The organism is Leptobacterium meishanense (assembly GCF_037645805.1).
Classification (GTDB): domain Bacteria; phylum Bacteroidota; class Bacteroidia; order Flavobacteriales; family Flavobacteriaceae; genus Leptobacterium_A; species Leptobacterium_A meishanense.
The window spans coordinates 57700-83716 of sequence record NZ_JBBEXE010000001.1; the positions used below are offsets into that span (position 1 = coordinate 57700).

The following is a 26017-nucleotide window of genomic DNA, read 5'->3' on the forward strand; positions in this document are numbered from 1 at the left end:
ATATGACTGAAAATATACTTTTTTTAAAGACATTTTGACGTAAATATTTAGAAATGACGATGAAAGTTATATAGAAAGAGAACGACTACTAATTAAAAATAAATCGGATATGGGATTGTTTAACTTATTCAAAGGAAATCCAGCCTCTTCTACAGGTAAAGATATTATAAATTGGATACCTCTTACTACTATAGAGCAGCTTGATCAACTGGTTGAAGAGAGTACTCATAAACTAGCAGTTATTTTTAAGCATAGTAAACGTTGCGGTATTAGCCGGATGATTTTAAGAAATTTTCAGGACACATATGATATCGAAGATGATAAGGCTGTAAATCTTTACTTTTTAGACATTTTGAGTTACCGGAATGTATCGGATGAAGTTGCAGCTCGTTTTCAGGTATGGCACGAGAGTCCACAGCTTGTGATATTGAAAAACAAAAAAATTGTGTACCATAATTCACATAGTAATATACGAGCAGACGATGTTAAAGGATATATATAATAGTTTATATTTAAAGGAATTTAAACCCTAATTTCCTTTTATAAAAAAGCCTTCCACATATCGAAGGCTTTTTTGTGTTACACTACTTTAATATTTATGCAGGCAGATTTAATACTAAAAGTCCCAACCAGAACCTTCATAGTCGTCGCAACCCTCCATAAATGGGTCTTTCACACAGGGGTCGCCTGGGTGATAACAACCTGCAAAAACCAGACGGCTTTGTTCTCTTGTGAGTTTCGGCGCATTTAATTCTTTAGTTAACTCAAAAATTGATTTTCTCATATTAATTAAAAATTAAGGATTAGTCATTATTATTTGAAAGAAAAAACTAATATATTAAAAAATAAAATATTTCATATTTTATGATAAAAAAATTAAAAGGTGCCCTAGTTGTTTGTCAAATGGAATCTTGCAGTTTATTATATAAAAAAGTACAGAAGTATTATATAATAGTTAATATAGGAATATATATTGAATAGTTTTCTTAGAAAAGATACCCCTATAGGTTTTAAAACCATGAGTTTTCAAGCTCAATCTCTATACCTTCTGGCAATATGCCTCATTTTGTCTTTTAAATCTTCTCCTGCATCATAAATCATTTGCTCATTGCTGGGAAATTGTAGGGGAGTATTGTTGATAAGTCGAATATGTGAATTGTCTAATGCACGCTTGTCACCATCATAATCAGCATATATATGTTCAAACACAAATTCACTAGAAAGGGGGTAGGTCTTTAACAATTGATTTGTTTTCAGATCATTGACTTGTACGTCACCGCTTACCTGAACAGCTTTAAATTGTGTAAACTCATAGAAATCACAACGGACCGAAACCATTTTATCAATTTTTATTTTATTCCCAAGACTGTCTTTTACTACACGCCCATCATCATCATATAGGTATTCCCATCCATCTTTGATTTGCTTTTCCATAATCACTTGCTTTTCTTTAATTTGTTCTGGGGTTATATTAATATCGCGAAAAGCTATTTGCATTTCATAATCGTAAGTGATGTGTCGCTGTGGGTTGTTATGAAAAACAGTCCAAAGATCATTGATGCCATAGGTGTCAAAATTTAACAGTTCTTCTTCCAGCTTTTTAGGAATTGCCATCTGGGTATCATTGATGACACCTACTTTTACAAAGTCAACCCCCTTAAAATGCGCTTCTTCCATTTTTGTCTTTGTGTCTTTATAATCGGGATTAATTTTGTCTATATACAAAAAGTCATCATAAGCGGCCCTAAAATCATATTTGTTCTGACCATTTTTTAAAGTTGATGAGGCTTTTGTGTATAGATACCCAGATAGCTCATTTTTAGCGCCAATGATATGATTTGTGTAATCTTGGAACTTAAATTTGGCATTTTTACCTTTTTCTTGAAGTTGGAGTGGAAGCAATGGCTTGATGAGTTCTTGCCGATTGCTTAGTTTTACATATGTTTCATAGATTTCTTCCAGATATTGAGGGTTTCCATCTTTTTTTAAAAAATCAATTTGCCGAAGGTCACGGTCAACGGCTTTTGCAAAAGCCTCTTCCAGCTGATAAATATATGGCTGATTGCCTTTTCTGGTTTTATTGTTTTGCAATTTATCAACGGCAATGCTGATCGTAGTATCATAATTGCCCTTATTGAGTGCTTCTTGTGATTTTTTCACACCACTACAAGCAAAGGTAAAAATTACGGTAAAAGCTATAAGTAGTAGTTTTTTCATAACGGTTCAATTTTGGTTTCACGGAATGTTAATTCCAATTCTTATGCCAAAAAAATATATATAGTTGGCATATAGACTGTTAATTTATTTTTTAGTAAAAGGAGGTAGTAATTGAGTGCTTACCTCACCAAAACCAATCCGGACGGTTTCATTCATGCAATACCCTCTCATTGTTACTGTATCATAATCGTTAATGAATTTTCGTTCAGACCCGTCTTTCATCTTGATGGGTTTTTCTCCTCGCCAGGTTAACTCAAGCATGGAGCCATAGGAATCTGGTGTTGGACCTGAAATGGTACCACTCCCCATCATGTCACCACTATTTATTTTACAGCCGTTTACAGTATGGTGTGCAAGTTGTTGTGCCATATTCCAATACATATACTTAAAATTAGATTTTGTAACGGTAACAGGTTCACTATCCTGAGGTTTGATATCAACTTCAAGGTGAATATCATAACTCTTTTCCCCATTAAATTGAAGGTAGGGTAATGGTTTTGGGTCTTGTTTTGGGCCTTCTACTTTAAATGGTTGTAAAGCATCTATGGTAACAATCCACGGAGAGATAGAGGAAGCAAAATTCTTTGCTAAAAAAGGCCCTAGAGGGACATATTCCCATTTTTGAATATCTCTTGCGCTCCAATCATTAAAAAGCACCATGCCAAAAATATAATCTTCAGCCTCTTCTACTGAAATAGGCTCCCCTAAAACATTCGCATCTGTAGTTATAAAAGCCATTTCTAACTCAAAATCAACCAGTTTGGATGGCCCAAATACAGGGTTTTCTGCACCTGCGGGAAGTGTTTGTCCCATAGGTCGATGAACAGGAATGCCTGAAGGGACAATAGATGAGCTTCTGCCATGGTACCCAACAGGAATATGAAGCCAGTTAGGCAATAAAGCGTTATTAGGATCTCGGAACATAGTCCCTACATTAGTAGCATGCTCTTTGCTGGAATAAAAATCAGTATAATCCCCAATTTGGACGGGTAATTGCATTTCAATTTCGTTCAATGTGAAAAGAACAATTTTTCGGTGTTCTTCATTGTCCCTTAACTCTGAATTGTTACTATCAAATAGCTCACTAATCCGGTTTCGTACCAATCGCCAAGTTTTTTTCCCATCTGAGATAAAATCGTTTAAAGTGTCTTGAAGAAAAATATCATCCGTAAGAGGGATGTTTTTAAAATACCCTAGTTGATGTAAGGCTCCAAGGTCGATAGCATGATCACCTATCCGGGTTCCAATGGTTATTACATCATCTCGAGTTAAAAAAACACCAAAAGGAATATTTTGTATAGGAAAATCAGAATCTTTAGCTACAGGAATCCATGATTTTTTGCTAGGGTCGTTTGCAAAGTAAGGCATAAGGTTTTATGTTTTAATTTATAACAATATTAAAAAATAATATTTTAATATCCAGTTTGGGAGGCAAAGTAAATTTTAGCCATGCTCTGTGGTATTTTAAAATGTGAAAAACTTGTTAGTATGTTTCATTTTTTTTAGAACAAAAACCATCGTTTTTTTATAATTTCGTTTCTCACGAAAGCTTATATAACAGATGTCATATGGAAAGAGACGAACTGATTTTTGAACTTATACGAGAAGAAAAAGAACGCCAGTTATATGGCATTGAACTTATAGCTTCTGAGAATTTTGTGAGCGATCAGGTAATGGAAGCTGCAGGGTCTGTACTTACTAATAAATATGCGGAAGGTTATCCCGGAAAACGCTATTATGGAGGGTGTGAAGTGGTTGATGAGGTAGAAAATATAGCTATTGAACGTGCTAAAACACTTTTTGGTGCTGAATGGGTAAATGTACAACCACATAGTGGTTCGCAAGCAAATACAGCAGTTTATTATGCTTGCTTAACCCCTGGGGATAAAATCCTAGGATTTGATTTATCGCATGGAGGACATTTAACACACGGATCCCCGGTAAATTTCTCAGGGAGATTATACAATCCAGTATTTTATGGCGTGGATGAGGAAACGGGAATGCTTAATTATGATAAAATCCAACAAATTGCTGAAAAAGAAAAACCTAAACTAATCATAGCCGGGGCTTCAGCATATTCTAGGGATATTGATTTTAAACGTTTTAGAGAGATTGCAGATAGTGTAGGTGCATTATTGCTGGCTGATATTTCGCACCCTGCAGGGTTAATTGCAAAAGGGGTGTTGAACGATCCTTTACCACACTGCCACATTGTAACTACCACTACCCACAAAACACTACGGGGCCCCAGAGGGGGGATGATTATGATGGGGAAAGATTTTGAGAACCCTTTTGGGTTAAAATTAAAGAATGGAAACCTCAAAAAAATGTCTTCATTGTTAGATAGTGCTGTATTTCCCGGGAACCAAGGCGGGCCTTTAGAACATATTATAGCAGCTAAGGCTGTTGCTTTTGGAGAGGCTTTAACAGATGAATTTCTTGAATATATCATTCAGGTTAAAAAAAATGCAAATGTTATGGCAAAAGCCTTTGTCAATAAGGGATATAAGGTAATTAGCGAAGGAACTGATAACCATATGATGTTGATTGATCTTCGAAATAAAAATATCTCCGGAAAGCAAGCTGAAGAAGCGTTGGGAAAGGCAACTATTACAGTAAACAAAAACATGGTTCCTTTTGATGACAAAAGTCCGTTTGTGACAAGTGGTATTCGAATTGGAACCGCGGCTGTTACTACAAGAGGGTTAAAAGAGAACGATATGGAGGCTATAGTAGACCTTATAGACCAGGTGGTTGAAAATTTTGAGAATGAGGCTATTATAGAGTCTGTTTCAAATCATGTTTATCGTTTAATGTGCGAACGGCCATTATTTGTAGACTGATTTTTAGCTTTTATTAGTTATTAGCGTATTGATATAAATCCGGTCTTCTTAAGCCGGATTTTTTTAATTGTTTTAAAAACTAATGCTTTGGTATGCTCCTATGTCAGGATCAGTTGTTCTGTCAATTCCAAGAATATCCAGAGGAACCAGTATAGCTGTATTTGAGTCCCCTCGATTGTTTCCGGCAGAATTTTCTCCTACCATAAATTTGTTTTCAAAAGAAGCTTTAAAGTCAGGGGATTCATTAAGTATCACATCTTGAAAGAAATCGGTATTGTTAAAATTAAATAGTGGATTATCTATAAATTGATTATTGATGTCATCAAATTGAATAAGGCAGTTTTTAAAATTGTAGTTAAATGCGGCATTGTCGTCCCTACTGAGAAATAACTCAATATTTGAATTTCCGAAAATAATGGAATTACTAAAATCAGCATTAACTAGGTCACTTATAAAAACTTCACCATCCCCTAGGTCTAAAAAGTTGTCGATTATAACTGTCGGAAATTCTCTAAACCCGTTGTTCCAATAATTTGCAAATGTACAGTGTTTAAAGTTGTACTGTCCTCCTATGTTACAATAAAGAGAGGCTTGACCTGCATTTCCAATAACAAGATTTTCTGCATCGATATGTGCTGTACGGCCCCATAACCCTATATTGGAGCTGTTATATATCTGAGTGTTTTTTATAGTTAGCGTAGGGGTGATATTCCCATCATTGTGATCCATTAGAATGCCTACAGTAGCATTTTTTATGGTTAAATAATTAATTTCATGGTCGGTACTTCCAGATGTTAACCACACAGTTCCCCATTGCCCGGGAATGTTTTTAAAGGAAGGCTCTAAACGGTCTCCTTCAAAAATAACTTCATTTTCCATAAGCTTTTGGTCAGTGCTAAGTAATCCATTAACTTTCAAGGAGCCTCCATCAGCTACAATAATTCCTGAATTCTCATGAAAATGTACTCGTGCTCCGGCATCAATAATAAGTACCTTATTTTCACTAACTCCTGCATATCCGTATATTACATATGGCTTCTCATTAGTGAAATGTAATTCATCATCTTCTAGAAAGAAACCTTCAATTCGAATTTCATTGCCTTCATCATCAATTCTTAATAGAATAGACTCTGTAATGCCATTATTAAACCGTTGAGGGAAAAGAAAAACAGCATCTTGTACTAGTGTAACCAAAGATACTTCTTGTTGATTACCATCAGTATCAAATTCAATACTATCTGTATATAAAAACTGTGTTGAATTAGCGGTAAAGTCTTGAATATCAGCAGTAGTTTCTATAAAAATAAAAATACTATCTTTAGCTAAAATTTCAACATTTTGAAATTCTTTACCTGCTACGCCATCTACATTTAAACGATATTTAGAGTTTTGTCCTTCACCCAACCGAACAGTTGGAATATTTATATCGTCATTACTTCTGTTATATACTTTGAGCGTAAAAGTACTCGAACCAATATTGGTAAATACAGTATCAAGAAATACAGTGTCCTTTGAAAATTCTAAATTTCCGGAGCTAGGGACTGATTCGAAATCCTTTCGGCAAGATGACCAGAACACTGTTGTTACTGTTATAAATATGATAATAAAGAGGCGAGCCATTTTCTAACTGAATTTATGTAAAAGTAAGGTTTTTGAAAGAATCAATGAACAAAAGGTTAATGGAAAGCAATAATAATATCATTATGAATTCTACATGGTTTTTTAGTCTTGGTGCCAAGTAAGCACCATGTTGTTTTAGCAAAAGCAATCAACATATCATTTTCTGTATTGAACATTTCCACAATCCGGACGGATGTTACTCCTTCGGATTTCTGGACATACGTGCACAATCTTATTTTATCATCTATAAAGGCTGGTTTTTTATATGTTATATTATGATTGAGAACAACCCATATATATTTTCGCTGTATTTCCCTTGAAGTGGCAATCTGCCAGTGTTCTTTTGCAATGTCTTGTACCCACTGTACATATCGAACGTTGTTTACATGATTCATATCATCTAGATCATCTTTTGTTACAGTAATTATTTTTTGGAAGACTTTCATTTCTCTATAAAACGTACCTCAAACATTTTGTCCCAATTTTTTCCTGTGAGGAAGAACGTTTTTCTTATAGGATGGTATGCAATGCCATTAAGAACATCTAATTCACTGTGCTGTGTGACCTTTTTTTTGAGCCCTCGACAATCTACCACACCTAATAAAGCTCCATTGTTAGCATCAATTATCATAATACCGTCATTCTGATAGCTGTTCGCATAGATGCTTCCATCAACATATTCCATTTCATTAACCTTATTATAAATTTTTTTGTTGGATACTATTTGAAAAAAATCTTTTTCAGCATAGGTTTCAGGATCTAGCAACCATATTTTTTCTGTGCCATCACTTTTATATATAACATCACCATCATTGCATAACCCCCATCCTTCTTTACTGTTCTTATACATGAAGGAACCTGTTTTTTTAAAAGAATTCAAATTATAAACAAACCCGATTCTTTTCTGCCACGTTAGCTGAATAATTTTATTATTTAGAATGGTAATCCCTTCCCCAAAGTAATTATTATCTAAATCAATTCGTTCTACGACAGCCCCTGTAGTGTAATTCACTTTTCGTAATGATGATTTCCCATATTTACCTGTACTTTCATAAAGTGTATCATTATAAAATTCTAGCCCTTGTGTATAAGCTTTTATATCATGAGGATACTCCTTTATGATTTCATAGGTATATAGTTCAGGCTTAATATTTGAAAGGATGGTGATCTTTTTTGTGAGAAGGTCCGTTTTTCCATTATGATGCACAGTAGCTTCAATATTTTGCGTTCCTAGTTTTACATCTTTTAATACAATAGTATTTTTATTTAGCTTGGGTGTTTTTTTATTGTTAATACTGTAAACAATAGAATCTACAACAAAACTTTCTGGTGTTTTTATCTGGATATTTATTGTGTCATCAACAAAAAAATCTTTTTTAGCATCCATTATTTGGATAGAAAACCCCGAAGGTTTTTTAGAATTATCTCCATTACATGAAACTAGAAAAACAGATAGTATGGTTATAGTGAGCGACTTAACAGGATTCATTTAGAAAAATTTTATTTGACAATTTAACTAACTAAATTAAGATTTAAAAATAGTTGGGAAAACTTTAAAAGGTTTTATCTTTGCACTTGGCAAGTCCTACACGACTAGCTCCTGCAGAACCCCCCAGGGCGGGAACGCAGCAAGGGTATGCGGTTGTAGCGGTGCGATGTAGGTAGCTTGCCTTTTTTTATTATTCTCTTTGTTCTTTATTTGATTTTTATTGTTTATTTGTAACAACAATAACTCACTAATGCCTAAAGTTATATTCATTACTGGCGGGTCTTCAGGTATCGGAAAAGCCATTGGATGCTATCTTCATGATAAAGGTCATATGGTCTACGGAACAAGTAGAAACCCGGAATCCATAAAAAATAATACGTTTAGCTTATTAAAATTAGATGTCACGGATGATTCATCTATAAATGCTGCAATAAATATTGTAATAGAGAAAGAAGGAAAAATAGATGTGCTTATAAATAATGCAGGTGTAGGTATTACAGGTCCTTTAGAGGAAACACCAAACAATGAAATAGAGAAGGTATTTGCGACTAATGTATATGGCCCTATGAAGACAATAAAGGCCATCTTGCCTTATATGCGTGATCAAGGAACCGGCACCATTATTAATATTACATCGATAGCCGGTTATATAGGGTTGCCTTATAGGGGAATATATTCCGTAACGAAAGGGGCAGTAGAACTATTAACAGAATCTTTACGGATGGAGGTTAAAGATTTTGGGATTCAGGTTACTAATATTGCTCCAGGAGATTTTGCCACTAATATTGCTTCCGGAAGATACCATGTGCCTATACAAGAGAATTCCCCTTATAAAGACCCTTATGGAAGGGTGCTTGAGCAAATAAACAATGATGTAAATGAAGGAAGCAACCCTGTAATGATAGCAAAGAAAGTATACAAAATAATAAATATGAAAAACCCTAAAATCCATTATAAAGTAGGGGCTTTTATGCAAAAATTTTCAATTCTATTGAAAAGAATATTGCCAGATCGTTTATATGAACAATTATTGCGGAATCATTATAAATTGTAGTTTTGCACTTAACTAATAAAAACATAACTTAAAGAACAACAATGAAATTTTTCATAGATACAGCAAATTTAGCACAGATCAAAGAGGCACAACAATTAGGGATATTAGATGGTGTTACTACAAACCCTTCATTAATGGCTAAAGAGGGAATAACAGGCAAAAATAATATCCTTAAGCATTATGTTGCCATATGCAATATTGTTGAAGGTGATGTAAGTGCAGAAGTTATCGCTACCGATTATGAAGGAATGATCCGGGAAGGGGAGGAGTTAGCCGATTTGCATGAGCAAATAGTGGTAAAGGTTCCTATGATAAAAGAAGGAATCAAGGCTATAAAATACTTTTCAGATAAAGGCATAAAAACCAATTGTACGTTAGTGTTCTCTGTAGGGCAAGCGCTATTAGCAGCCAAAGCAGGGGCTACATATGTATCTCCCTTTATAGGGCGGTTGGATGATATCTCAACAGATGGATTGAATCTTATTAATGAAATAAGAGAAGTCTATGACAATTATGGATACGAAACAGAAATATTAGCAGCTTCTGTCCGGCATACGATGCATATTATTGAGTGTGCAAAAATAGGTTCTGATGTTATGACAGGGCCTTTGTCAGCGATCATAGGATTATTAAACCATCCTCTTACTGACATTGGTTTGGCAAAATTTTTAGCAGATCATAAGAAAGGGAATGACTAAGATCTGGAAAATTATTTAATTGTCTTCAATTGCTCCTCAAAATGCGGATGATATACATCAGCAAAAGCATTGATTATGGTACCATCATTTTTAACAATGATAGCTTTATTCATACCATAAATAGCCAGTTTTTCACTGATTTCTTTAAATTTCACACACTGTACATTTGCATTTTGATCAAAATTAAAAGCATGGAGTGTATTTAACCATTTTTGGTGATCTTCATTTATATTGATACCAATAAAATTATGGTCAGGGTAGCTTGATCTGAGCTCATTTATACGCTTATTGATTTTTTGCATGTGTTTTCTCTGATTCATAGACCAGAAATAATAGACAGTATTTTTATTCTTTATAAAGCTATCTACATATATTTTGCTACCATCTGCTTTTAACACAGAAACTTTTGGTATGGGATTTCCGGGACGGAGTTTTTGTGCGAATGTATGTAGACGATTAATATCATTATTACTTTCTACATCTGCCCCATATTTATTAAAAGCCTTAATGAAAAGACTGTTTTTATCAGAACCATAATTTTTGGCCATATAAGCATAAGCAGCATTTTTAAATAGATAATCTTTTATCTTAGATTCCTTAATAACGCTATCTATCATTTTTAGTTTATGGGTATGATAATGAAGAGTTTCTTCTACCATATAATCTTCTTCATGACAAGATTTTTTGCATTCCTTATACGATAAATTATTGAAGTAAACATTTAGGTAATATATGTAAGGTCGGAACGTTTTTAAGTGAGCATCATTATAGTTGATATTCTTACGGTATGAATAGAATTGATCAGGAAGCTTTTTTATATGATCTAACTTATGATACTTTTTATACATATACGGATACATTTCCATTTTATCTAAATAAGGAAAATCAATACTGGCTTTTGCTATTAATTTAGAATTTTCAGAAATGGTATAATTAGTCAAGAGATTTTCATATTGCTCCCACTTCATTGCTTTGAGGGAGTCCATTTTTTTAACAAAATCATTTGCTTCTAAAGAGTAGAAATCTAGAATTTGTGACTCTTCATCTTCATTAATTAAAAACATTTCAACTATAAAGTTGTTTTTTTCAGCGCCAATTCCGCTAAATACAAGCGATTCATCAAACTCAACGGTATTGAGCCGCATAAGGATACTATCACCTTTTTCAATAATGACATATTGACTTTCCGGATAATGCTTGAATACATAAATCCCTTCAGTAGGGTTGTTCAATTTAATAAAAAAGCGATTGTTATCATCTAGTTGAATAGAGTCAATAACAACATTGTCTTTTAATAACGTCACATAGCGTTCATTGGGGTTAATAATTTCACCACCGAAGAAAGAAACGGAAGAGTCTTCTTCATTGCAACCAATTAAAATAAGCAGTAAACCTATAATTGATACGTACTTCATAAAATGCTCCAACCTTGGATATATTATATTGTAACAAATCTAGTGAAGGCAGAAGAGCAAACATGTTAATTCCTAGTTAAAATATCACTTAAAACGTTAATATAAAGACCAATAATGACCAGTTTTGAAGATGTAATTTTTTACCTTTGCAGGCAATTTAACAATTTTAAATATACAAAGATGCTTACAGTATCAAATTTATCTGTTCAATTTGGCAAGCGAGTTTTATTTGATGAGGTAGACGTGACCTTTACACAAGGTAATTGTTACGGAATTATAGGAGCCAATGGTGCAGGAAAATCTACTTTTTTAAGGATTTTAGCAGGGAAAACAGAACCTACATCAGGAAATGTCCATCTAGAACCGGGAAAAAGAATGTCTGTTTTAGAGCAAGATCACTTTGCTTATGATCAATATACTGTATTGGAAACAGTGATTATAGGAAATAAACCCTTATATGCCATTAAAAAAGAAATGGATGAAATTTATGCTAAACCTGATTTTAGTGATACAGATGGTGATAGGGTCGGAGAGCTTCAGGTGCAATATGAAGAAATGGATGGATGGAACGCAGATAGTAATGCAGCAGCTTTATTGTCTAACTTAGGAATTACAGAAGACCTTCATTATACTTTGATGGGAGAGATGGATTCTAAATTGAAAGTACGTGTATTGCTTGCCCAGGCACTTTTCGGAAACCCGGATGTACTCATTATGGATGAGCCCACGAATGATCTGGATTTTGAAACCATCTCTTGGTTAGAAAACTTTTTAGCTAATTATGAGAACACAGTTATCGTAGTATCACACGACCGTCATTTTTTAGATGCAGTGTGTACACATATATCGGATATTGATTTCGGGAAGATTACACATTATTCAGGAAATTATACTTTTTGGTATGAATCCAGCCAATTAGCAGCCCGGCAGCGTGCGCAACAGAATAAAAAATCAGAAGAAAAGGCAAAAGAACTTCAAGAATTCATCATGCGGTTTAGTGCCAATGTAGCAAAGAGTAAGCAAGCAACAGCTCGTAAAAAAATGCTGGAAAAGTTAAAAGTAGAAGATATAAAACCGTCCAGCAGAAGATATCCTGCTATTATTTTTGAACAAGAGCGAGAAGCAGGGGACCAAATACTTAATATTGATGGGCTGTCGGCTGTTACTGAAGAAGGAGAGGTATTGTTTCAAAATGTAGCTATCAATTTAGCAAAAGGGGATAAAGTGGCTTTGCTTTCAAAAGATTCAAGAGCAACTACCGCATTCTATGAGATAGTAAATGGGCATAAAGGAGCAAAGAATGGGAAATATCAATGGGGTGTTACTACAATACAATCATACCTTCCTGTTGATAATTCGGAATATTTTGATTCTCAGCTTAGTTTAGTAGATTGGCTTCGTCAATGGGCTAAAACCGAAGAAGAACGGGAAGAAGTGTACATAAGAGGTTTTTTGGGAAAAATGTTGTTCAGTGGCGAAGAAGCATTAAAAAAAGCCGGAGTACTATCAGGAGGAGAAAAAGTGCGGTGTATGCTTAGCAGAATGATGATGCTCCGGGCAAATGTATTAATGCTAGATGAACCAACAAACCATTTAGATTTAGAGAGCATAACAGCATTTAATAATTCACTTAAAAATTATAAAGGCACAGTGCTGTTTACTACACACGATCATGAATTTGCACAGACTGTGGCTAACAGGATTATAGAACTTACACCGAATGGGGCTATTGACCGCTATTTAACTTTTGATGATTATATGCGAGATTCTTCAATAAAAGAACAACGTACAAAAATGTATACTACCATTGAAGTATAAAGAATAACTTTGCTAGCATGAAAAACCGTTTTTATAAAAAGAACGGTTTTTTTATTTTTTATGAATTACTTTTATATACTTTATGTTTAGAAACATCAATTCTTTATTTCTAATTCTTGCTTTGTTAGCAGAAATTATAGGTACGATAGGTGGCTTTGGTTCATCAGTCTTTTTTGTGCCAATAGCCAACTTTTATTTTGATTTTCAATCAGTATTGGGATTGACAGCCTTATTCCATATTTCAAGTAACCTAAGTAAAATAGCTTTATTTAGAAAAGGGTTGGATAAAAAGCTTTTAATCTATATAGGAGTTCCTTCAGTGATATTTGTGATGATAGGAGGATTCCTCAGTAAATACTTAAGTTCTTCAATACTAGAATTGACATTAGGTGCTTTCTTAATAATTTTAAGCCTCTTGTTTTTAATTAAGAAAAACATCATTATAAAACCGGAAAAGAAAGAAGCTTTACTGGGAGGTACTTTATCTGGGTTTGTTGCAGGGCTATTGGGGACAGGAGGTGCAATCAGGGGGCTTACAATGGCCGCTTTCAATTTAGAAAAAAATGTTTTTATTGCTACATCTGCGATGATTGACTTCTTTGTAGATCTATCAAGAACAATTGTTTATTTTTTTAATGAATACATTCATTTTCATGACCTTATCTATGTGCCTTTTTTGTTCATAATTGGCTTTATAGGCACATACATAGGCAAAAGAATACTAAACAAAATACCTCAAACCTATTTTAAGAAAACTTCTTTATTACTGATTTTGATAATCGGAATAACGACTATAATAGGGGTGTTTTTTAACGTAACTCAGCACTGAATTCTTTTTCGAAATGTTGTTGAAGCTTGTTCATAACACCATCAATCCGTTTATCTGTGAGCGTTTTCGAATCATCTTGCAAAATGAAGCTTATGGCATAGCTCTTTTTTCCCTTGGGAAGCTTTTCCCCCTGATAGACATCGAATAAAGACACTTCTTTGAGCAGTTTTGTTTCACTTTGCATGGCCACATTATAAATGTCTTCAAATGAAATGGATTCATCTATTAGTAGCGCAAAATCACGCTTCACTTCAGGAAATTTAGGTATTTCTATAAACTGGATTGTATCTTTTTTAACTGCTTCCAATGTGTTTTGCCAGTTAAAATCAGCATACAATACTTCTTGCTTAATATCAAAATATTTTAAAATGGAAGTTTTTATAATACCAAATTCAACAATTTTCGATTTTTTATGATATAGCGCAATCCCTTCCGATAAAAAATCGTTTGTGATAGGTTTTGATTTTAAATTTGGAAACCCTAATCGCTCTGTTATTCGTTGTACAAAAGATTTTAAATAGAAAAAATCAGTTGTTTTTTGACCGGTGCTCCATGAATCTTTATATCTATTTCCGGTAATGGCCATGGAAAGCGATTTATTCTCAACGTTTTCATTTCCATACTGATGATAGGTTTTACCAAATTCAAAAATCTTTAAATCATTTCTTCTTCGATTTATATTGAATGCTATAACTTCTAATGTAGAAAACAGCATAGATTGTCGCATAATGGCTAGATCATTACTCAAAGGATTTAAGATACTTACAGCATTTTCTTCCTTTATTTCATTGCTTAGATCACTATATGATGGAGATGTGAGAGAATTTGTCATAATTTCATAAAATCCCTGAGCTACCAACTGATTGGCAATAATCGCTTGGATTTTATGGTCTTCGTATTTTGAAGAATTTACAATGGAGGCACTTAATTTCTCTGACGACCGAATATTATTATACCCATAAACGCGCATTATTTCCTCGATAACATCCGCTTCACGTTGTACATCTACCCTATATGATGGGATAGTAAGGCCGATACCTGTTTCTGTAATGTTATTAATCTTGATTTCGAGTGAAGTCAAAATACTCTTTACTGTGTCAGTAGGAATCTTTTGACCAACCAAAGCATTTATTTTATCGAAAGACAAGAATACTTGGTAATCTTCCATCTTTTTTGGAAAAACATCTATAACATCACTGGTAATTTCTCCTCCGGCGACTTCTTGAATCAGTAATGCAGCTCTCTGTAAAGCATATTCTACATTATTGATATCAATACCTCTTTCAAACCGGAAAGAAGCATCAGTATTCAACCCATGTCTTTTAGCAGTTTTTCGTATAGAGATGGGATCAAAATAAGCACTTTCTAGAAATATTGTTGTGGTATTTTCTGTCACCCCGGAGCCTAACCCGCCAAAAACCCCAGCAATGCAAATAGATTTTTCGGCATCACAGATCATAAGATCTTCCTCATGCAATGTATGTTCAATACCATCTAAAGTGATAAATTTATCATCCTTAGATGCTGTCTTTACAACTATTTTATTTCCTGTAATTTTACTGGCATCAAATGCATGTAACGGCTGCCCAAGCTCATGAAGCACATAATTAGTTACATCTACCACATTGTTTTTTGGTGTTAACCCAATAGATTTTAACCTATTCTTTAACCATATGGGAGACTCCTTTACTTTAATACCTGATATGGTAACTCCACAATACCTGGGACATAATTCCTTGTCTTCTATGTCAACATCTATGCGTAATGTGCGGTTGTCAATTCTAAAATTGCTCACAGAAGGAGTTATCAGCTCCAGTTGGAGGTCCCTTTGAATAAGTCCCGCCCTAAGATCTCTTGCTACGCCATAATGGCTCATGGCATCTGCACGGTTAGGGGTAAGCCCTATTTCAAAAACAGTATCCAATTCTATGTCAAAAATAGCGCTGCATGGAGTGCCTGGGATCAGATTTTCATCAAGAACCATTATACCATCATGACTTTCCCCTAAACCAAGCTCATCTTCGGCACAGACCATTCCATAAGAAGCTTCACCTCTTATTTTGGCTTTCTTTATTTCCCATGGATTACCTTCATGGTCATATAGTACAGTTCCAACAGTGGCTACAGGTACTTTTTGATTTTTTTTAATATTAGAAGCCCCACAGACAATTTGAACAATTTGATCATTTCCAATATCAATCCTGGTAACTTTTAATTTATCTGCATTAGGATGTTTTTTACACGATATTACATGGCCTACAACTACATCTTTTACCCCCCCTTTTATAGATTCATATTTAATAATTCCTTCTACTTCCAACCCTAAATCAGTAAGTAATTCTGCAACCTGTTCTGTATTCCATTCAAGTCTGATAAACTGCTTAAGCCAGTTATAAGAAATTTTCATAATTTTTTCATAATTTTATCGCAGTGCAAAGATAGTGTATTGGCACAATTATTGGAAGCATGGCTAATAGATACTTAAAAAACATATAACCAAATATTTTTTATTATGAAACTCAAATTTATTTTCGCATTTGCATTTTCAATGTTGATATCCTTGGCATCATATGCTCAAGACGGTAAATGGGCACTTGTAATGACTAAGGATACAGATTATGACCTACAACGCTGGAAAACCAGATATGATTTTCCCAAAGACGAAATCAAAAATGACTGGGATGATAAGTATTATATAACAGAATTGGGATATAATAATGGTTTATGGACTTTGGTAACCACCAAAGGATCGGGTATTACACAACAATTGTGGAGAACTAGAGAGAAGTTCCCAAAAGATGAGATAGCTGAGAAATGGGATGAAGGGTATTATATTACAGAGCTTACTTATGGAAATGATTTATGGACGTTAGTTATGTCTAAAGGAAGTGAATATACTAAACAAAAATGGGCTACGCGTTATGACTTCCCCAAGGACAAAATAAAGGAATATTGGGATGAAGGGCTTTACATTACAGAACTTACTTATGGTAATGGTGTATGGGCTGTAGTTGCATCAAAAGATTATACCATAACCAACCAAATGTGGCGAACAAGATATAAGTATCCAAAGGATGAAATTAATGAATATTGGGATAAAGGTTATAGCGTAACTCATTTAAGTTATCAGGAAGGTTTATGGGTACTTGTAATGTCTAAAAAATCAAATTACGGAGTACAATCATGGCGAACCAGAACTAAATTCCCTAAAGATGAAATAAAGGAACTATGGGACAAAGGCTATCAGATAACCGATATTTATTATGGTGATACTACGGCATCTACAAATACTACTACTACAAATAATACAGTTACAACAAATGCCAATCCTTTTATTGGAGAATGGTACGATTATGCCACAGATGAAACAGTCATTTTTGATGAAGATAAATACATTACATTTATAGGAGCAGCTCCTGATTATCAGACTGTTGGTGGAAAGAATTACAATGTAGAGGGAGTAGAAATGGACATTAAATATGAATATAATAAATACACATCTCCTAAAAGTTTGGATATTGTATATTATGTTTCAGGATCAGAAATGTCTAGATATAAAGGTATTTATAAAATTGAGGGAGAGGAATTGACATTTAAAATTCCGGCAGATTTGAATGATCCGCGCCCTACTAATTTTTTAGCTGACGGAAAATCTACTATGGGCACTTATACATTTCTGTATTAAATTTTAAACCCATTTTATATTTAACTTTTCTTTTGTTGTAAGAACCTATTTATTATTGTTTCTTTGGAAATAGTTAATAAATAGGTTTTTAGTTATGCGTATCCGGATACTCATTTTAATTTTTGCTATAACCATAGCATGTAATACTAAAGAAGAGCAATTACTACAATCAGGAATATGGAGGGCTTCATTGGAAACAAAAGACAATGCAGAACTCCCTTTTAATTTTGAAGTTACGAAAGCAGGTACAATCAAGGTTTTTAATGCCGAAGAGATTATTACAGTTGATGAAATTACCATAAAAGAAGATTCCATAATTATCAGGATGCCTGTATTTGAGGGGTATATAGCAGGAACCATTACGGAGAATGAAATTAATGGAGAATTTATCAAACCCTCTTTAGATAGAATAGTGCCTTTCACAGCAAAACATGGGGTTTCTGAACGTTTTTTAGACCCTATGCAGCCATCTGAAAACATATCTGGTAAATGGGAGAGCTATTTTAGTCCTAATTCTGATGAAGATAGGTATGAAGCGTTAGGGATTTTTAACCAAAAAGATAATGGAAAAGTAACAGGTACTTTTAGAACGACTACAGGAGATTATCGATATCTGGAAGGTATTATGGACGGAGATTCTTTAAAGTTATCGGCATTTGATGGTGCACATGCCTTTCTTTTTCATGCTAAGGTTGATGATAGTATAATGGATGGTGTATTCTACTCGGGAAATCATTTTAAAGAGTCCTTTGTTGCTAAACGAAATGAAAATTATGAACTTCCGGATCCTGAGTCGCTTACTTATTTAAAGGACGGTTATGAAAAGCTGGAATTTTCGTTTCCTGATGAAAATGGAAATACAATCTCTTTATCAGATGACCGATTTAAAAACAAAGTAGTTGTCGTTCAAATTATGGGGACATGGTGCCCAAATTGTTTAGATGAGACAAAATTTTATTCAGATTTCTATAAGAAAAATAAAGATATTGAGTTTGTTGCATTGGCATTTGAATATGCTAAAACTCCTGAAAAAGCTTTTAAGAGCATTAAACGGTTAAAAGAAAAAGTAGGGATTGAATACCCTATATTATTAGCTCAGTACGGCACCAGTAGTAAAACAAAAGCACAAGAGAAACTTCCGATGCTTAATCATATATTATCATACCCTTCGTCTATTTTCATAGATAAAAAAGGAAAGGTCCGAAAAATCCATACTGGGTTTAATGGACCTGCTACAGGAGATAAATATGTGACATTTAAAAAAGGGTTTGAAAATTTTATAGAAAAACTCAGATCAGAATAAAAAAAGAAAAAGTTTAACATCATTATAACATTGCTGAGGAAAAATCTTAATTAGCTTCGTTAAAAACATATAATACATAACATTATGAAGCATTTTAACATTAAAGGGTATTTAGTTCTGTTAATCGTTTTTCTTGGTTTAGCTTTACCATCAACAGCACAATCTTTGTTAGATCTTCCGGCAGGAAGCCAAAAAGCCACAGTTTCTCAACGGGTTGGGATCACTGATATCACAATTGATTATTCTAGGCCAAGTGTACGGGACCGTGAAATATGGGGAGTATTAGTGCCTTATGGAATGAACAATCTTGGATTTGGTACCGCTACCGTATCGCCATGGCGTGCAGGCGCAAATGAAAACACAACGATTGAATTTACAGACGATGTGTCTATTGAAGGGAAGCCTTTAAAAGCAGGAAAATATGGTTTGCACATGGTATTAGAAGAAAATGGAGAGGCAACAGTCATTTTTTCAAAAGATGCTACCTCATGGGGAAGTTTCTTTTATGATGAGAAAAAGGATGCTCTTCGTGTAACTGTAAAATCAGAAGAAGCATCTCATACAGAACTCCTTACATATCAATTTACTGAAGTAACACCAAATTCAGCAACTGCATCATTACTATGGGAAAAGAAAGCAATTCCCTTTAAGATAGAAGTTGATGTAACAAACATTGTTTTAACAGACATTAGGAAAAAGTTAAATAGCTCTCCGGGTTTTAGCAGACAATCATGGGAACAAGCAGCCCGATTTGCTCTAAACAATGGAGGAGATCTAGAAGAAGCGTTACAATGGATAAACAATACTATCTCGGGGCAGTTCTATAGTCAAAAAACATTTACGAACCTGCAGATAAAATCACAGATATTAGCTAAAATGGGAAAGAATGCTGAAGCAGCTGCAACGATGGAGGAAGCAACAGATTTAGGGTCCTCTATAGAGTTGTATCAATACGGCAGGCTGCTAATGCGTCAAAATGATAATGATAAAGCCTTAACGATTTTCAAGAAGAATGAAAAAATACATGGTAGTAACACATGGCCTGTAAGTTTAGGTATAGCTAGGGCTTATTCTGCTGCTGGAAAGTATAAAACAGCATTAAAATACTTGGAAAAGGCTCTAAAAAATGCCCCGGACAAACCTAATAAAGATGCTATTTTAGCAAGAATGGAAAAACTCAAAAAAGGTGAAGATTTTAACTAAAAATAGCAACATTAAAATAATTAAAAGGGCTCACTAAATCAGTGAGCCCTTTTAATTAACTGATGTATTTCCAAATATTTTTGTGTTTAACTATTTGCGCATATACAAATTTCAAGATTTTATTTTCATGTTTTTCCAGTCCGGGATCATCTTTTAATATTCTAATTGCATAATGCCGTGCACTTTTAAGAATATCGTTATCTTTTACAATATCTGCAATCTTTAAATTCAGTACCCCACTTTGTTGTGTGCCCATAATATCTCCGGGACCTCGTAATTTCAAGTCTACTTCGGCAATTTCAAACCCATCATTGGTTTTCACCATGGTATCTAATCGGATTTTTGCATCATTTGACAGTTTATGGCTGGTCATTAAGATACAATAACTCTGTTCTGCTCCACGGCCCACACGTCCACGCAATTGATGTAATTGTGATAACCCAAACCGTTCGGCACTTTCTATGACCATAACAGAGGCATTAGGAATATTAACGCCTACCTCTATGACTGTAGTAGCAACCATAATTTGTGTTTCCTCTTTTTGGAAACGCTCCATTTCATAATCTTTATCCGCCGGTTTCATTTTACCATGCACAATAGAAATCTGGTATTCCGGTATGGGAAACTCACGTGAAATACTTTCATATCCATCCATTAAATCTTTATAGTCCATTTTTTCAGATTCTTGGATAAGCGGATATACAATATAAACTTGCCTTCCTTTTTTAATTTCCTCTTTAACAAACTTAAAGACCTTGAGCCGGTTACTGTCATAGCGGTGTACGGTTTTTACCGGCTTTCTCCCGGGAGGCAATTCATCAATAACAGAAACATCAAGGTCACCATACAAGCTCATGGCCAATGTTCTGGGTATAGGTGTTGCTGTCATTACAAGAATATGTGGAGGTGTTTGGCTTTTGTGCCATAGTTTTGCACGCTGAGCCACACCAAACCGGTGCTGCTCATCTATAATGGCTAATCCTAAATTTTTGAATTGCACTTTATCTTCCAAAATGGCATGTGTACCTATTAAAATATTTAAATCCCCTGTTTCTAATTGTATATGGATTGTTTTTCGTTCACTGGTTTTTGTAGATCCGGTAAGTAGGTGGACATTTATGGGTAGGCCCTTCACTAGCTCAGAAATACTGTTGAAATGCTGTGTTGCTAAGATTTCTGTAGGCGCCATAATACATGCCTGATAACCATTGTCAATGGCCAATAGCATAACCATGAGTGCAACAATCGTTTTTCCAGATCCTACATCACCTTGCAACAACCGGTTCATTTGTGCTCCACCTCCCAAATCATTCCGGATTTCTTTTATGACATTTTTTTGTGCGGTAGTTAATTCAAAAGGAAGATGATGATTGTAAAAGTCATTGAAAAGGGCCCCAACCTCTCCAAACTTAAATCCTTTGATGCGGTTTTTTCTGATAAGGTTTTTTCTAATGAGTTGTAGTTGGATATAAAAAAGCTCTTCAAACTTTAAACGGTATTGTGCTTTGGCTAATAATTCTTGATTTTCTGGAAAATGTATATTAAGAAGCGCTTCACTTTTAGAAATAAGCTTCAAATCATTTAAAATTGTTTTAGGGAGTGTTTCATAAAAAGTGTCACCTCTTTTTGTTTCTATAAATAACTGTTCTATTAGCTTACTAATAACCCTATTAGTTATTCCACCATTAGTCAGTTTTTCAGTAGAAGGGTATACTGGCTGCATAGCAGACCGCAAACTTTGCTCATGCGCTGTTAACAACTCCATTTCCGGATGTGGCATGGAGAACATGTTGTTAAACCGGTTACACTTCCCAAATATTACATATGGAGTATTTAGTTTCAAATTATTTTTAATCCATTTTTGCCCCCAGAACCATACCAATTCCATTTCACCTGTATCATCTACAAAAGTGGCAACTAACCGGCTTCCTCTTTTTTGAGATACGGTTTTTATAGATGTTATTTTTCCAATGATTTGGACATCAGCATTACTCCCTTGTAGTTCATCAATATGATAATACTTAGTTCTATCAATATACCTATTGGGGAAAAGGTTAATAAGGTCCTGAAATGTATGAATTCCCAGTTCTGTTTTAAGAAGTCCGGCCCTGTTGGGGCCTACGCCTTTTAAATATTCGATAGGAGTTTGTAATATGGCGGGATTCATTACACGAATATAATTGATTTCCCAGTACATTAAAAGTATAAATCATTGTTAAAAAAGCTTATTTCATCAAAATATAAATGACAAAATATAACGTTTTGGCTATTTTAGTAATTCAATCATTAAAAATGCCCAAAGCAAAGAGATACTTGAAACTCTTTTTTGCCTTTTTGTCCATTGCCTTGAATGCTCAACAGGTTGAAAAGGTAGATTTTGAAAAGGTGGATGTGGACATCAAAATAAATCCGCACGAAAAAAGCATAGAGGGAACAGTCCATTATACCTTTTCTGTATTAAAAAAATCAGACTCTATATTTCTGGATGCAAAAAACATGGAATATTCCAATGTACTCTTGAACAATAAAAAAGTCATATATCGTAATGACGGCAAAAGAATATGGATTGTTAGCAAATTCAATGCAGACAGTACTTATCAACTTTCTATTACTTACAAAACAACCCCGAAACAAGCAATTTACTTCGTAGGATGGGAGTATCCTGAAGCCAAAAAACAGCTATGGACACAAGGACAAGGAAAGTACACGAGTCATTGGCTTCCCAGTATTGATGACATGAACGATAAAATGATCTTTAATACAACAATTACCTTTCCTAAGGAATATGACGTTATTGCTAATGGAACATTGTCTAAAATGACTGTTCAAGATAGTTTGAAAGTATCGTATTATACTATGGATAACCCTATGAGCAGTTATTTGGTGGCGCTTGCTATTGGTAATTATAAGAAACAAGTAATCCGCTCAGAAAGTGGTATTCCCATTGAATTGTATTATTATCCTGAAGACTCATTACGAGTAGAGCCGACCTACCGTTATACCAAAAAGATTTTTGACTTTTTAGAGAAAGAAATTGGGGTTTCATATCCATGGAAAAAGTATAAACAAATACCGGTAAAAGATTTTTTATATGCCGGAATGGAAAATACAACTGCCACGATCTTTTCTGACTCATATGTGATTGATTCTATATCTTTTGTAGATAAAAATTATGTAAATGTCAATGCACATGAGTTGGCACATCAATGGTTTGGTAATTTAGTAACAGAAAAAAACAGTAAACATCATTGGTTGCATGAAGGCTTTGCTTCGTATTATGCACTTCTTGCAGAAAAAGAAATTTTTGGTGAAGATGTATATTATTGGAAATTATATGAATCATTCCAGCGATTAGTTGAATTATCAAGGCTAGATGAGGGAGAAAGCTTATTAGATGCTTCTGCAAGCAGTTTGACTTTTTATGAAAAAGGTGCTTGGGCACTACATGCTTTGAAGGAAAGAATAGGGGAGAAGGCTTTTAAACTAGCAGTTAAAAACTACCTGGTTAAATATCAATATAAAAATGTAACGGTCAATGAGTTCATTAAACAAGTAGAAAAAACAAGTAAAATCAACCTAAATGAATTTGTAGGGGAATGGTTAGAAAATAAACCATTTCCTGAGCAAAAAGCAAAGGCTCTATTAAATAAAAATGCATTTATGAAGATGTATCTTCAGGTTGATTGTAGTTTAAACCTAAAAAAGTGTGTAGCACTTCTGGATACCCCTGTCCATTATCCGGTAAAGCAGAGAATTATAGAGCAACTGGGAAGAATAAATATTGATCATTATGAAAAAGGACTTAAAAATAACAATATCAAGGTTAGGCAAGCTACGATAATAATGATGGACAGTATTCCAATTAACACAAAAAGTGTAGTTGAAAAGTTACTTCAAGATGCTAGTTATATAACTATTGAAGAAGCATTGATAAAACTTTGGATAAACTTTCCAGAGAGTCGAAAAAGCTATTTGGAACAAACAAAAAATGTATCGGGATTTAACGATAAATCGTTGCGGATGTTATGGTTAACCCTAGCAATGATTACTCCGGAATATAAACCAGAAAATACCGATGTATATTACAAAGAGCTTTCTGGTTACACGTCTGTTGAGTACCATTTCGAAGTTCGCCAAAAGGCTTTTCAATATCTTTTTCAGATAAACATATTTAATGATGCTAACCTAGAGGATTTAGTTGATGCGTGCTTGCATCCGGTATGGCAGTTTTCAAAATCATCGAAGCAATTGTTAAAAATTCTTCTAAAGGATAGTACATATAAAAAAAGATTGGAGATCATCAATAAAAGTTTAGATGGCAGAAAAGCAGATTTCTTACGAAATATTCTTAAAGAAGTATAGATATGCTTATATTTAAACTATTAATAGAACAACGATGAAAGCTCTAGTCATATCAGGAGGGGGAAGTAAAGGAGCCTTTGCAGGAGGAGTAGCACAATATTTAATAGAAGAGCTTAAAAAAGATTATCAGCTGTTTTTAGGGACTTCTACAGGAAGTCTCCTTATTTCACATTTGGCACTAAAGAAGGTACAGAAAATACAAAATATTTATACTTCAGTAACACAAGACAGCATCTTTAGCAACTGTCCTTTTATTATTAGAAAAAAGCGAGGAATAGAAAATATTAGTATTAACCATTTTAATGTTTTAAAGAGCTTTCTAAAAGGATCAAAAACATTTGGGGAAAGTTTTAATTTGAGAAACCTTATAAGAGAAACCTTCACAGAAGAAGAATTTATAAACCTTCAATCGGGAAAGGAAAATATTATTGTTACAGTATCTAACCTTTCGTTGAACCAAGTCGAATATAAATCGATTAATGATTATAATTATGAAGATTTTTGTGACTGGATATGGATATCGTGCAATTATACCCCTTTTATGAGTTTAGTGAAGAAAAATGGCTGTGAGTATGCAGATGGAGGCCTTGGCTGTATGGTTCCGATAGAAGAAGCTGTAAGAAGAGGCGCTAAAGAAATAGACGTAATTGTATTGCAAACAGAAATCACCCATCTTAATAGAATGCCTTCTAAAAACCCATTTTCATTAATCACCAATATTTTTGGATTTATGCTAGACCGTATTGAATGCCAAAATATACGAATTGGTAAATTTGCCGCCTCTCATCAAGATGTTATCCTCAATTTTTACTATACGCCAACAGTATTAACTACTAATTCATTGATTTTTGATAAAAAGCAAATGAGAAAATGGTGGAAGAGTGGTTTTGAGTATGCTAGGGTCAAAAATACAGAAAGCAATCAAATGATAGCATAGGAGACAGAGAAATATTACCAAAGATCACTCACTTCTTTTTTGATATATGAAAGCGCTGCATTAGAAGGGGACTGCTTATCGAGCAAATCACTTAAAAGAGTCTCTCTTAGTTTATTTGCAGATGTTACTTTTTCATTCATAACGGTTTTTCTGACGATCTGAATAGTAGCGTTCTTTGCAGCTTTAATAATATTCCAGCATTCATCACTCATATAAATTTGCTGTGATAGATTGTGTTCAAACTCTGTTTCGATACTTCTTATCAATTCAGCCTCATAACTGTTCTTGTCAGAAGAGGTTGGTGAAACCCGGACTAATAGATTTGCAAGATTAATTCGTTCCAAGAATAAAGACATCCGCTCATAAGCCTGTAACCTTATTGGCAATGTGTTTTTCAGAGCATCTCTATGCAACAAATACGTTCTCCTTTTTTCTTCGTTTTTTGTGTGAAGGTTAAAAAAATAATAGGCAATTAACCCTGTGACTATAGTAGGGACAGTATATGCAATAAGCCCCAATAGCTGGTTTTCCATAATTAAAGGTT

The 26017-nt window shown here is 34.1% G+C and carries 20 protein-coding genes and 1 other RNA gene; 12 read left to right on the forward strand and 9 right to left on the reverse strand.

Annotation, left to right across the window (positions count from 1 at the left end; translation table 11 throughout):
• Window positions 1-109: 109 nt before the first annotated feature.
• Complete coding sequence (ytxJ, locus tag WBG21_RS00290) at window positions 110-502, forward strand: bacillithiol system redox-active protein YtxJ (RefSeq protein WP_340073582.1); 393 nt, start codon at window positions 110-112, stop codon at window positions 500-502.
• 530 nt (window positions 503-1032) lie between these two features.
• Here ytxJ and WBG21_RS00295 read toward each other — a convergent pair.
• Window positions 1033-2217 (reverse strand): hypothetical protein, encoded by a 1185-nt coding sequence (locus WBG21_RS00295; protein ID WP_340073584.1) that lies wholly within the window; start codon window positions 2215-2217, stop codon window positions 1033-1035.
• Between the two features lie 84 nt (window positions 2218-2301).
• Complete coding sequence (gene fahA, locus WBG21_RS00300) at window positions 2302-3585, reverse strand: fumarylacetoacetase (protein ID WP_340073586.1); 1284 nt, start codon at window positions 3583-3585, stop codon at window positions 2302-2304.
• 200 nt (window positions 3586-3785) lie between these two features.
• On the opposite strand from fahA, the gene glyA reads away from it, so the two are divergent.
• Window positions 3786-5060, forward strand: a complete 1275-nt coding sequence (glyA, locus tag WBG21_RS00305; protein ID WP_340073589.1) for a serine hydroxymethyltransferase — start codon at window positions 3786-3788, stop codon at window positions 5058-5060.
• Between the two features lie 72 nt (window positions 5061-5132).
• On the opposite strand, the gene WBG21_RS00310 is transcribed toward glyA, so the two are convergent.
• Genes WBG21_RS00310 through WBG21_RS00320 form a run of 3 tightly spaced genes read right to left on the reverse strand, consistent with a single transcriptional unit; the run spans window position 5133 to window position 8169 of the window.
• Window positions 5133-6680 (reverse strand): hypothetical protein, encoded by a 1548-nt coding sequence (locus WBG21_RS00310; RefSeq protein WP_340073592.1) that lies wholly within the window; start codon window positions 6678-6680, stop codon window positions 5133-5135.
• A 56-nt stretch (window positions 6681-6736) separates the two neighbouring features.
• Window positions 6737-7126: an acyl-CoA thioesterase gene (locus WBG21_RS00315; RefSeq protein ID WP_340073595.1), complete on the reverse strand. Its 390-nt coding sequence runs from the start codon at window positions 7124-7126 to the stop codon at window positions 6737-6739.
• Window positions 7123-8169, reverse strand: a complete 1047-nt coding sequence (locus tag WBG21_RS00320) for a glutaminyl-peptide cyclotransferase (RefSeq protein WP_340073597.1) — start codon at window positions 8167-8169, stop codon at window positions 7123-7125. Before WBG21_RS00320 ends, WBG21_RS00315 begins: the two co-directional genes overlap by 4 nt.
• Before the next feature lie 87 nt (window positions 8170-8256).
• Here WBG21_RS00320 and ffs point away from each other — a divergent pair.
• The 3 genes from ffs to fsa all read left to right on the forward strand — a co-directional run bounded on the left by ffs (window position 8257) and on the right by fsa (window position 9921).
• An RNA gene (gene ffs / locus WBG21_RS00325) (signal recognition particle sRNA small type) lies at window positions 8257-8355 on the forward strand.
• Window positions 8356-8419: 64 nt separating this feature from the next.
• A complete protein-coding gene (locus WBG21_RS00330; protein WP_340073600.1) occupies window positions 8420-9223 on the forward strand; it encodes an SDR family oxidoreductase in 804 nt (267 codons plus the stop codon).
• A gap of 41 nt (window positions 9224-9264) precedes the next feature.
• The gene (gene fsa, locus WBG21_RS00335; RefSeq protein WP_340073602.1) at window positions 9265-9921 is read left to right on the forward strand and encodes a fructose-6-phosphate aldolase; all 657 of its coding nucleotides are present in this window, start codon (window positions 9265-9267) and stop codon (window positions 9919-9921) included.
• 11 nt (window positions 9922-9932) lie between these two features.
• Here fsa and WBG21_RS00340 read toward each other — a convergent pair whose 3' ends face one another.
• Window positions 9933-11336 (reverse strand): TlpA family protein disulfide reductase, encoded by a 1404-nt coding sequence (locus WBG21_RS00340; RefSeq protein WP_340073604.1) that lies wholly within the window; start codon window positions 11334-11336, stop codon window positions 9933-9935.
• Window positions 11337-11516: 180 nt separating this feature from the next.
• On the opposite strand from WBG21_RS00340, the gene WBG21_RS00345 reads away from it, so the two are divergent.
• The gene (locus WBG21_RS00345) at window positions 11517-13154 is read left to right on the forward strand and encodes an ABC-F family ATP-binding cassette domain-containing protein (protein WP_340073606.1); all 1638 of its coding nucleotides are present in this window, start codon (window positions 11517-11519) and stop codon (window positions 13152-13154) included.
• Window positions 13155-13236: 82 nt separating this feature from the next.
• Entirely contained in the window at window positions 13237-13983 is a 747-nt protein-coding gene (locus WBG21_RS00350) for a sulfite exporter TauE/SafE family protein (protein ID WP_340073608.1), read from the forward strand.
• Here WBG21_RS00350 and pheT read toward each other — a convergent pair.
• Complete coding sequence (pheT, locus tag WBG21_RS00355; protein ID WP_340073610.1) at window positions 13964-16390, reverse strand: phenylalanine--tRNA ligase subunit beta; 2427 nt, start codon at window positions 16388-16390, stop codon at window positions 13964-13966. The genes WBG21_RS00350 and pheT overlap by 20 nt on opposite strands.
• Window positions 16391-16495: 105 nt before the next feature.
• Between pheT and WBG21_RS00360 the strand changes: the two genes are divergently transcribed.
• The 3 genes from WBG21_RS00360 to WBG21_RS00370 all read left to right on the forward strand — a co-directional run bounded on the left by WBG21_RS00360 (window position 16496) and on the right by WBG21_RS00370 (window position 20174).
• Window positions 16496-17668 carry a DUF7477 domain-containing protein gene (locus WBG21_RS00360; protein WP_340073613.1) on the forward strand — a complete coding sequence of 391 codons (1173 nt, stop codon included), beginning with the start codon at window positions 16496-16498 and terminating at the stop codon, window positions 17666-17668.
• 94 nt (window positions 17669-17762) lie between these two features.
• Window positions 17763-18971: a peroxiredoxin family protein gene (locus tag WBG21_RS00365; protein ID WP_340073616.1), complete on the forward strand. Its 1209-nt coding sequence runs from the start codon at window positions 17763-17765 to the stop codon at window positions 18969-18971.
• Between the two features lie 84 nt (window positions 18972-19055).
• Window positions 19056-20174, forward strand: coding sequence for a DUF2911 domain-containing protein (locus WBG21_RS00370; protein WP_340073619.1), 1119 nt, complete (start codon window positions 19056-19058; stop codon window positions 20172-20174).
• Between the two features lie 55 nt (window positions 20175-20229).
• On the opposite strand, the gene recG is transcribed toward WBG21_RS00370, so the two are convergent.
• Entirely contained in the window at window positions 20230-22341 is a 2112-nt protein-coding gene (gene recG / locus WBG21_RS00375; RefSeq protein WP_340074243.1) for an ATP-dependent DNA helicase RecG, read from the reverse strand.
• 77 nt (window positions 22342-22418) lie between these two features.
• Between recG and WBG21_RS00380 the strand changes: the two genes are divergently transcribed.
• The gene (locus tag WBG21_RS00380; protein WP_340073622.1) at window positions 22419-24536 is read left to right on the forward strand and encodes a M1 family metallopeptidase; all 2118 of its coding nucleotides are present in this window, start codon (window positions 22419-22421) and stop codon (window positions 24534-24536) included.
• Between the two features lie 34 nt (window positions 24537-24570).
• A complete protein-coding gene (locus tag WBG21_RS00385) occupies window positions 24571-25473 on the forward strand; it encodes a patatin-like phospholipase family protein (protein WP_340073625.1) in 903 nt (300 codons plus the stop codon).
• A gap of 14 nt (window positions 25474-25487) precedes the next feature.
• On the opposite strand, the gene WBG21_RS00390 is transcribed toward WBG21_RS00385, so the two are convergent.
• Window positions 25488-26006: a DUF7935 family protein gene (locus tag WBG21_RS00390; protein ID WP_340073627.1), complete on the reverse strand. Its 519-nt coding sequence runs from the start codon at window positions 26004-26006 to the stop codon at window positions 25488-25490.
• Window positions 26007-26017 lie beyond the last annotated feature (11 nt).

Coding starts and splice junctions, on each gene's coding strand:
- fsa (WP_340073602.1), top strand. CDS start 9,265: ATGAAATTTTTCATAGATACAGCAAATTTAGCACAGATCAAAGAGGCA.
- WBG21_RS00340 (WP_340073604.1), bottom strand. CDS start 11,336: ATGAAGTACGTATCAATTATAGGTTTACTGCTTATTTTAATTGGTTGC.
- fahA (WP_340073586.1), bottom strand. CDS start 3,585: ATGCCTTACTTTGCAAACGACCCTAGCAAAAAATCATGGATTCCTGTA.
- WBG21_RS00385 (WP_340073625.1), top strand. CDS start 24,571: ATGAAAGCTCTAGTCATATCAGGAGGGGGAAGTAAAGGAGCCTTTGCA.
- WBG21_RS00345 (WP_340073606.1), top strand. CDS start 11,517: ATGCTTACAGTATCAAATTTATCTGTTCAATTTGGCAAGCGAGTTTTA.
- pheT (WP_340073610.1), bottom strand. CDS start 16,390: ATGAAAATTTCTTATAACTGGCTTAAGCAGTTTATCAGACTTGAATGG.
- WBG21_RS00390 (WP_340073627.1), bottom strand. CDS start 26,006: ATGGAAAACCAGCTATTGGGGCTTATTGCATATACTGTCCCTACTATA.
- WBG21_RS00310 (WP_340073592.1), bottom strand. CDS start 6,680: ATGGCTCGCCTCTTTATTATCATATTTATAACAGTAACAACAGTGTTC.
- WBG21_RS00320 (WP_340073597.1), bottom strand. CDS start 8,169: ATGAATCCTGTTAAGTCGCTCACTATAACCATACTATCTGTTTTTCTA.
- WBG21_RS00360 (WP_340073613.1), top strand. CDS start 16,496: ATGAAACTCAAATTTATTTTCGCATTTGCATTTTCAATGTTGATATCC.
- glyA (WP_340073589.1), top strand. CDS start 3,786: ATGGAAAGAGACGAACTGATTTTTGAACTTATACGAGAAGAAAAAGAA.
- WBG21_RS00365 (WP_340073616.1), top strand. CDS start 17,763: ATGCGTATCCGGATACTCATTTTAATTTTTGCTATAACCATAGCATGT.
- WBG21_RS00350 (WP_340073608.1), top strand. CDS start 13,237: ATGTTTAGAAACATCAATTCTTTATTTCTAATTCTTGCTTTGTTAGCA.
- recG (WP_340074243.1), bottom strand. CDS start 22,341: ATGAATCCCGCCATATTACAAACTCCTATCGAATATTTAAAAGGCGTA.
- WBG21_RS00295 (WP_340073584.1), bottom strand. CDS start 2,217: ATGAAAAAACTACTACTTATAGCTTTTACCGTAATTTTTACCTTTGCT.
- WBG21_RS00380 (WP_340073622.1), top strand. CDS start 22,419: ATGACAAAATATAACGTTTTGGCTATTTTAGTAATTCAATCATTAAAA.
- ytxJ (WP_340073582.1), top strand. CDS start 110: ATGGGATTGTTTAACTTATTCAAAGGAAATCCAGCCTCTTCTACAGGT.
- WBG21_RS00370 (WP_340073619.1), top strand. CDS start 19,056: ATGAAGCATTTTAACATTAAAGGGTATTTAGTTCTGTTAATCGTTTTT.
- WBG21_RS00330 (WP_340073600.1), top strand. CDS start 8,420: ATGCCTAAAGTTATATTCATTACTGGCGGGTCTTCAGGTATCGGAAAA.
- WBG21_RS00315 (WP_340073595.1), bottom strand. CDS start 7,126: ATGAAAGTCTTCCAAAAAATAATTACTGTAACAAAAGATGATCTAGAT.